This window comes from Deltaproteobacteria bacterium (assembly GCA_018668695.1).
GTDB lineage: Bacteria > Myxococcota > XYA12-FULL-58-9 > XYA12-FULL-58-9 > JABJBS01 > JABJBS01.
In genome coordinates this window covers 1-8,592 of record JABJBS010000009.1, presented here as the reverse complement: position 1 = coordinate 8,592, position 8,592 = coordinate 1, and the positions used below count along the sequence as shown (strand labels likewise).

The window sequence follows — 8,592 nt, the reverse complement described above, 5'->3', positions numbered from 1 at the left end:
GCCCGAATAGAATGAACCGCTCAACACATTATCCATGAGTTCACTTGAAGCGCCACAGCACTCTGAGTAGTGTGCGCGCCTTCTGGGAGGAAACATGCGCAACTATTTTTCAATTCTTATTTTGGCGATGACGTTCACTACGCTGGCTTGCACCGACGCCGGTAACGACTCAGCCACAACTGAAAACACGGATACCATTGGTGTATTTCCCGACGATTTTGAATGGGGTACCGGAACATCTGCTTGGCAAATTGAAGGCGGCAACACCACCAGCGATTGGGCCCAATGGGAGTCGATGTGCGAGCTGGAAACCGTAGATGGCATACGCACGGGAACTGAGACCATTGTAGATTGTGCCAAAAACGATGACGGGCCCAACAGCTGGGTCCGCTACGACGATGATTTTGCCTTGGCACAAGAGCTTGGTCACACGGCCATTCGCATGGGCATTGAGTGGGCTAAGATTGAACCCGAGCCCAACGTTTATGACCAGGATGTCATCAACCATTACCACGATGTAATCGATGCCGCGCACGCGCGAGGATTCAGCGTATTGCTCACACTCCAACACTTCACACTCCCAATATGGGCCCACAACCTCATTGAGCCCGAAGCGGGCATGGGCGGCTGGCCTGCCCACCCGGAAGTGACCGTTGGACAAGCACCCATCATTGCCTCATTTGCCGAATATGCTGGTGATATGGCCGAGGAATTTGGCGCTAAAATCGATACCTGGATTACCATCAACGAGCCTATGTCTATGCTTATGGGCGGCTATCTCATGGGATTTTTCCCTCCTGGAGGCTCGCTCCAAATTGAGACAACCATGCGCGGAATGTTTAACATCGTGTATGCCCACGCCGCAGGTTACGATGCCATCCACGCACGAGACCTCGTAGATGCTGATGGCGACGGCAAGAGCGCAATGGTTAGCATTGCTAAAAATCGTCCTGTCATGGAGCCGGCAGATCCTGACAACGCTGGCGATGTAGAAAGCGCACGGAAGCTTGAATACCTTTACAACCACATTCTCTTTAACGGCATGGCCCATGGTAAAGTAGACCTTAACGCCGACGAAGATTACGATGACCAAGGTGAAGGCACGTTTGAAGAGCTAACCAATAAGCTCGACTGGATTGGCATCAATTATTACGGCCGTTTCATGGTCAGCGATTCTCTCACCACTTTATGTGACGTCATGCCATGCGCTGAAGGCAAAGGCGTAACAGCACCTGTAGCTGTTTTACAGAATACGGATACCAGCCGCCTCTATTCAGATATGGATTGGGAACTTCACCCAGAGGGTCTAAAAAAGGTGCTGGAACATGCAGCAAGCTTTGGTGTGCCACTGCGCATCACTGAAAACGGTCTAGCAGATGACAATGACGACATGCGTGCTAGCTTTATCGTATCCCACCTTCAAGTGGTTCAGGACGCTATTGAGTCGGGCATCGATGTGCGCGGCTACTACCACTGGTCCCTGGTAGACAACCTTGAATGGGCCGACGGCTATTGGCCAGAGTTTGGCTTGATTAAGGTCGACTACGACTCGGAAGATAAAACTCGTACGCCACGCGAAAGCGCCAGTTGCTATACCGAGATTATCGAAGCCCAAGAGGTCACTCCGGCCATTCAAGAAAAATGGGGAACGCTCTATTAGTAGCTTCTTAGCTCCGCCCAGCGGTCACGGTGAAAGTCGGCGTCGCCTAATGTTTGAGACGCCGCCCGTGCACGCTTGAGGTAGAACCCCAAGTCGTATTCATCGGTCACACCAACACCGCCGTGAAACTGAATGGCTTCGTTGGCAACATGTAAAAAGCATTCGCTTGCTTTAGCTTTGGCTAGACTTGCCATCATGGCAACCTTCTCAGGCGCTTCATCCACACAAGACGCTGCCGCCATCACTGCCGAACGCGTGAGTTCGAGTTCCACATAGAGCTTGGTGGCGCGGTGCTGTAATGCTTGAAAGCTTCCAATGGCCACACCAAACTGTTTGCGTTCTTTTAGATAATCTAATGCCAATGAAAAGGCCTGTTCCGCCGAACCAAGCATCTGCGCCGCCATGGCAATCCGCGCCTTATCAAGCGCCGGAGCCAGGACAGTCATTGCCTCGTTGACAGTTCCCAGAACGGAGTCAGCCCCCAGCTCTACATTATTTAACGAAACGATATTCGCGTTGAGGCCATCCACTCGTTTTTGCGATCTAAGCTCAACACCTTCCAGTGTAGGATCTACGAGAAACAAGGTGATGCCGTCTTCGTCTTTTCGTTCGCCACGGGTTCTTGCCGTAACGACCAAAACACTTGCGCCGGTACTTTGTAAAACCTGAACCTTTTCGCCACTGAGCACGAAACCTTCACCGGATGACTCAGCTCGAAGCTGCACATCACATACGTTGTACCGGCTTCTTGCCTCTTGATAGGCCAATCCAATCACCGCATCGCCTGTGGCAATGGAGGATAACCACGTCTCTTTTTGAGCCTGTGTACCAGCTTGTAGAATAAGCTCCGCACCCGTCACAACAGTTTCAACAAAGGGCTCAGGCATCAGGTTGCGCCCACTCTCTTCCAAGAGAATGCATAAGTCAGCAAACCCCATATTCGACCCACCAAAGCTTTCAGGCAGGTTCACACCCAGCCAGCCAAGCTCTGCCATTTCTTTCCAAAGTTCTTTAGAGAACCCAATAGGGTCTTGCGTATCCCGTAAGGCACGCATTCGGCTTACCGGAGATTTCGCTTTAACGAATTCACGGGCTGTCTTTTGCAAGAAAAGCTGGTCTTCATCATAAGCCATTTTCATGTTCGGCTCCTACTTTGGAAGACCCAGCACACGCCGGGCGATGATGTTCATTTGAATTTCGCTGGTACCACCCTCGATGGAGTTAGCACGTGAGCGAAGCCATTCTTTGGTTTCTGAAAGCTCAGTTGGAGTGAAGCCCTCGCCTTCCCAGCCAAGAGCCTGAGGGCCAGCTACTTCCATTCCCACTTCCCATCGGCGTTGCTTAAGCTCTGTACCGGCCACTTTCATAATAGAGCTTACGCTTCCTGGGTTCGCACCGCCCACCACGGTTTGGCGAATACGTTCGATAGTTAGCATGAAACACATTTCATCCATTCCAAAACTTGAAAGACTGGCGCGCATGCCTGCATCCGGCAGCTTACCCTCTGGTGTTTCCAAATAGTCTCGTGCCCGCTCGACCAGCTTTGTCTCAGTGCCTTCCATCTGGCCACCAATGGCTTCGCCAATCATGGAGCGTTCGTAATTTAAAAGAGCCTTGGCAACTTTCCAGCCATCACCCACCTCGCCTACCACATTCGCGGCAAGTGCTTTGACATTGTCACAGAACACTTCGCAAAAAGGAGAGGCCCCGCTGATGAGTTCGATTTGCCGAACGGTGACGCCTTCACTTTCCATATCGAAAAGGATGAAGGTGATACCCTCTTGCTTCACGCCTTCACTGCTTGTGCGGGTCAGACAAAAAATCCAATCACACTTGTTGGCGTGGCTCGTCCAGACCTTCTGCCCATTGATAATGAAGTGGTCACCGTTTTTGACCGCACTGGTTTTTAGCGATGCTAAATCAGACCCAGCCTCAGGTTCAGAATAACCCTGACACCAGCGGATTTCGCCCTTTACTATTTTGGGAATGTGCTCTTGCTTTTGAGCATCGGTCCCATAATCGAGAAGTGTCGGACCAATCATGGCTAGGCCAAATCCCACCAGCGGTGGTGGCAATTGCAAACGCACCAATTCCTTATTGAGAATCTTACCTTCTTCGTGACTGAGTCCGCCGCCGCCATATTCTTTAGGCCATGTTGGAGCCGTCCAGCCCTTCTCCAGCATCATGTTGAACCACGCCAACACATCAGAGTTGTCCTCTGGATTTTTGCGACCACCCCAGTAGCCATCGAACTTACCTTTGCGGGTGCCATAGAGCGACTTGGGCGCATTTTCTTCAAGCCATGCCCGGGTTTCTGCTCTGAATGTTTCAAGCTCTGACATGAAGTGGTTCCTTACCTCTAAGTTACCGTCAGGATGGAGGTTTTTGGGGTTCGATTCAAGCCTGGAATTGTATCGATTTATAGCTAGAAAAGCTCAAAAGTCAGGTGGCCTCTAAAGCCCACACGTGCCGAACCACGCAGAAATCGGCCACTGGTGATGGTTGTTCCCGGTAATGCAACATCAAGGCCTTAAAGGCTTCAAAGCCGCCCTGAGAGGTCTCGTAAAGAGCACAGTACTGAGGCGAGCCCGAGAGGTTCTGATTGCGATAACGAAATGCCGTTTCGTGAAAGCCTGCCTTGATCACATCGGCGGCGTGTACATCGCGGTACCACGTGTTGAATGCCTCCTGGTCTTGCTCTGAGCGGCAATCCGTGAGGCCAATCATGAGACCCTTGCACGCATCGCCCAAGGGTTGAGAGGTCGACGCTTCATCTATGATGTTATAGCTACCAATCACATCGATAGTCCATGCATCCAGTTCAGGTGTGGCGTGTTCGGCTAATTCGAGAGCATCTTCGACACGAGGAATCACCGCCAAATAGTTGGGCCCTTTCTTGCCGCCTGGCCCTTTGAAGAGTCTCACCCCACCAAAATCAAAAGCCGGCGGCTCGGCGTTTTCTTGAAGCTGGTTCCAGGTGATCAATGTAACGGGCCAGGGTCCAGGCATGGGCGCTCCTTGTTGAACAACTTTTAGAGGTCTCATGACACGAGAACAAGAAAAGAATTGTATGCATTCATCTGGATATTCTTGTCCACCAGCTGTTGCCATCTGTTGACACAGAGCTCTACCAGCTCCAGACACCCACTCGTCGTATTTAAGTATTCTCAGTACGTTAGGCCTCGCTGGTCCACTCTCACGCCACATGGCACCGAGCTTGCTAGTGTATTAAGTAATACCAATAACCAAGCAGGAGCTATTGATGCGTTTTACTCATATTCTAGTCACACTTAGCGCTCTAACCTTACTCACTGCTTGTGGCGGTGAAATGAATACCGTTCAGGTAGAGTCATACAAGGTACCGTGCTTTGGCTTGGTCAATGGCATGTGCTTGCTTACCCAAACCGCGAAGGAAGAAGTACCATCAGTGAATTACGATGGTATTTATGGTTTCACCCATGAATGGGGTAAGACCTATGAAATCATCACCGAAACCACGCACCTTAGTGAGCCCCCCATGGATGGTTCTTCTATTCAAGTTGATCTGATCGAAATCGTGAAGGAAGAGCCTGTCCCCGCAGGTACCACCTTTAGCTTTGTCATTTCTCCAGACCAGTACAAAGAAGGCTACGCGCCACACGTTCAACAAATCAGTGCCGACGACAACACCCAGTGGAGAACTCTGGACCAACAGCCCTTCTCATGTACAGGTGCTGTGTGTGAATCTCTGGTCGGTGCTTTGGAGGGCGAAGCTACCACAACTCTAGAATTCGAATTTCAAGAAGACTTATCGATGGTTTTAATTTCCGTGAGCACAATCTAATCCGTCAGGTCAGCTCCCGAGCAATCCAGGCCGCAGTATATGCGTCGGCATTTTGCTGATTCTCAACATAACTCTGGGCAATGAACTGCTCGACGAGCTTACCGACTCCAAAGACCTTCACCTCGAAGGTTAATTCGCAGATACGTTCCACCTCGTTTTCACCAACTTCTTCCACCCAATAAATACCACTGATTTTGATTTTATCTGGCAGAGCTGAAGTTTTTACTTCAAAGGAGTAGCGTCCGGTACTTGAGTCGTAGGTCCCTGACTCCGTATAAGAAATCGCATCGCCTAAAACCTTCTTCAGTGCCTTCGGCATTTCCACTCGAGGTGTGCTCTTAATCGCCCGGACAAGCTTGGTATCAACACTTCCTGATTCACTGAGCACTTCAAAGCTCTCGCAGTTCATACCTTCAAGAAAAAGCCCTTTTGTATAATCAGCATCAAAATACACTTTCTCCCAGAATACTTTTTTACCAACGGGAAAGCGGTGCTTGATTGTCTTATTCATCGTACAACTCCAAATGTGCTCAAAGAGGTTGTATTTGGAATTTCCATTTCGAACAAGAGAGAGTCGCAGCTAGACTATGACCGGCTATTCTTATATCTCTTCCTCAACTCTCCCCTGCAAAGGATTACCTGATGCAACTTCTAAAAACAGCCGTTGGAATCTTACTCAGCGTAAGCTTAATGGCATGCGGAACCAGCATCGTCAGTCAGGCATGCGACCGCACTCAGGAATGCTAGGCAGCTGAATTCGGAGTTGAATTTACTTCTGGCTCCAATGCAGCCTGCGTCAATCAGTTCAACGTCCAAACCGCTGATTACAGCTCAGAGCAACTTGATTTAATCGACACGGCCCTCCAAGCTTGTCTGGCAGAGCCCACGTGCGACGATTATGATATCTGCATTGAAACCATGCTCTAAGCCAAGAGACATATCGGTACAGAATCTGCGGGCATGAGCTTCCAATGTCTTATATGAAACAATCATGAAGCCTATACTGCTACTTGGCGCCACCGGATTTACCGGCAAACTTTGTGCTGCCGCCCTAGACCGCTTAGAGGTTCCCTACATCCTGGCTGGCCGAAACCCTGATAAGCTTCAAGCTCTTCAAAAAAACTGCACCCATGCACAAGGCTTTCGCCAGGTTGATGTGAAAGACCCTACAAGTCTTCAAAAAGGGTTCGAAGATATCAGCGTGGTCCTCTCCACGGTTGGTCCTTTCCGCCGCTACGGCATGCCGGTCGTTCAGGCCGCTATCAAGGCTGGCGCACACTATGTGGATACTGCCGCCGAACAGCCTTTTATGAACAGCGTCTACAATGAACACCACCAAGAAGCTCTCGACAAAAATCTGACCTTACTCACAGGCCACGCTTGCGACTTCACCTTTGCTTACTTAGGCGCTGCGTTAGCGGATGAGGCAGTTGGTGAAATGACACGTTGTCATTCCTACCACGGCCTGGACCCTTTTCGGCCAAGCCCCGGTACCGCTGTGAGCGCGCTTGAAATGATTAAAGCGCCCTATCTCACCTATGCCAGTGGACAGTTTACCAAACAGCCCAGAAAGTGGCGTTCCCAAGCCGTCGACTTACCCGGCGTGGGCAACCGGTACCATGCTGTCCCGTTCCCGGGCGGCGATACCGTGCTGCTTCCTCACCACTACCCTGCTCTCCTCTCCTGCTCATCGGATTTACTTTTGCCGCAAAAGGAAGCGGAGGGTTTTGCGGGCTTTGATTTCTTCAGACCCCTTCTCTCGGTTTTGACTCCTGGATTCGTCATCAATCAAGCCTCGCGCCTTCTCCAAAATAAACTCCCGCATCCCACTGAAGAGGAACGGCAAGAGGGTCTTTGGCACGTAGTCGTAGAAGGTGGCAATGCCGACAAGAGCACTCGGGTGTTGATTCAGGGCAATGATGTGTACGGAATATCGGGGGCATGCGCTGCGCTGGGTGCATCGTGGCTAAGACAAAACAAAGCCCGCACCGCAGGTGTTACCACCACGGGACGGGCATTTGATGCGCGAGCATTTTTAAAAGAGCTCGCACCTCTGGGCGTTACCTGGTCTCTAAACCCGGCTTAAGCCTTATCGCTCTACTTGATAAGCGGAAAAATCTTTTTCATGGTTTGCGCCAATGAGCGGTCCCCTGAAATTTTCATTTTGCCGGTCATAAACGCCATGGCGCCATTGAGTTTGCCGTGTGCCATTTTGATATAGTCTTCAGCTTCCATCTTCAGCGTAAATGTTGGTTCAGCTTCAGCACCTTCTTGGATTTCCATTGCACCGTCGTTTACCTTCACACAGTAAGTGCCGCCGCCGTCGCCGCCGAGTTCAAACTGAAAGCTTGCATTCAAGCCCTTTGCAGCATCAGCATCAAAGCGCTGGTCCAAAGTATCGAAATATTCTTTTGCATTCGTAATTGCAGACATCGTGGTACCTCCCAAAAGGGCTTAGTTCTAAAATGAATCCCGTGTCATCTAGAACACGTTTCACTTAAGGACATAGAGAAGGGTCAAGGGCTCTGTCAAGCAAGAGGCCCCCTACAAAGTTTAACATATTGTCACTGCTTTTTACGGTTGGCTCAGAAGCCTGCAGAACGCGGTTAGGAGCGCTCGCCGCCCCTTCAATCAGGGATCGCAGGTCTGACCTGCAGCGGACTTTTAAGCTCTACTAGGGAGAAGATAAATACACGCTGAGGCATCACCACCGAAGCAACTCCGGTGATGACACAGCGAGTCTAGAAATAGGATTAGAAGGAGTACTTGGCCTTCATGTAGAACATATTAGAACCGGCAAGCGGACTGCCAAATTTGGTGTCGCTTCGGCCAAAATAGATAAAGGCTCCGAGGTTCAATTCAGTATTTTCAAAAGCATTGATGATTAGGTTTGGATACACAACACCACTGATGGTGGTCCCTGTTTTCTCGGCGCCTTCATCGTCAACTTCCGCAACACCGTCAGCGTCAAGAATAGACAGGTCTTCAAAACCAAGGATGACCGAAGTTCGTGCGATGACTGATTCATTGAAGAGTTTGTAGTCGTTTACAAGCACCACAAAGTGGTTCAAATCATCCGCACCAAACTCATCCACGAATCCGTAGAGGT

Annotated in this window: 9 protein-coding genes; 3 read left to right on the top strand and 6 right to left on the bottom strand. The window is 50.3% G+C overall.

Translation table 11 applies throughout. The annotated features are described in order from the left end of the window. The first annotated feature begins 94 nt into the window (after nucleotides 1-94). Nucleotides 95-1,660, top strand: coding sequence for a glycoside hydrolase family 1 protein (locus tag HOK28_00470; protein ID MBT6431532.1), 1,566 nt, complete (start codon nucleotides 95-97; stop codon nucleotides 1,658-1,660). Here HOK28_00470 and HOK28_00465 read toward each other — a convergent pair. The 3 genes from HOK28_00465 to HOK28_00455 all read right to left on the bottom strand — a co-directional run bounded on the left by HOK28_00465 (nucleotide 1,657) and on the right by HOK28_00455 (nucleotide 4,669). Next, on the bottom strand, nucleotides 1,657-2,799 hold the full coding sequence (locus tag HOK28_00465) for an acyl-CoA dehydrogenase (protein ID MBT6431531.1): 1,143 nt from the start codon (nucleotides 2,797-2,799) through the stop codon (nucleotides 1,657-1,659). The genes HOK28_00470 and HOK28_00465 overlap by 4 nt on opposite strands. Before the next feature lie 9 nt (nucleotides 2,800-2,808). Then, nucleotides 2,809-4,002: an acyl-CoA dehydrogenase gene (locus HOK28_00460; protein MBT6431530.1), complete on the bottom strand. Its 1,194-nt coding sequence runs from the start codon at nucleotides 4,000-4,002 to the stop codon at nucleotides 2,809-2,811. A 100-nt stretch (nucleotides 4,003-4,102) separates the two neighbouring features. Beyond that, complete coding sequence (locus tag HOK28_00455) at nucleotides 4,103-4,669, bottom strand: hypothetical protein (GenBank protein ID MBT6431529.1); 567 nt, start codon at nucleotides 4,667-4,669, stop codon at nucleotides 4,103-4,105. A gap of 253 nt (nucleotides 4,670-4,922) precedes the next feature. Here HOK28_00455 and HOK28_00450 point away from each other — a divergent pair, with 253 nt between their 5' ends. Then, nucleotides 4,923-5,483, top strand: a complete 561-nt coding sequence (locus tag HOK28_00450) for a DUF4377 domain-containing protein (protein MBT6431528.1) — start codon at nucleotides 4,923-4,925, stop codon at nucleotides 5,481-5,483. Nucleotides 5,484-5,487: 4 nt separating this feature from the next. Here the strand turns inward: HOK28_00450 and HOK28_00445 are convergent, their stop codons facing one another. After that, nucleotides 5,488-5,994, bottom strand: a complete 507-nt coding sequence (locus HOK28_00445; protein MBT6431527.1) for a DUF2505 family protein — start codon at nucleotides 5,992-5,994, stop codon at nucleotides 5,488-5,490. 480 nt (nucleotides 5,995-6,474) lie between these two features. On the opposite strand from HOK28_00445, the gene HOK28_00440 reads away from it, so the two are divergent. Further along, entirely contained in the window at nucleotides 6,475-7,569 is a 1,095-nt protein-coding gene (locus HOK28_00440; protein ID MBT6431526.1) for an NAD(P)H-binding protein, read from the top strand. A gap of 11 nt (nucleotides 7,570-7,580) precedes the next feature. Here HOK28_00440 and HOK28_00435 read toward each other — a convergent pair whose 3' ends face one another. After that, complete coding sequence (locus tag HOK28_00435; protein ID MBT6431525.1) at nucleotides 7,581-7,916, bottom strand: SCP2 sterol-binding domain-containing protein; 336 nt, start codon at nucleotides 7,914-7,916, stop codon at nucleotides 7,581-7,583. A 320-nt stretch (nucleotides 7,917-8,236) separates the two neighbouring features. Continuing rightward, nucleotides 8,237-8,592, bottom strand: a 356-nt coding sequence (locus tag HOK28_00430; GenBank protein MBT6431524.1) for a hypothetical protein, incomplete at its 5' end; no start/stop codon positions are given.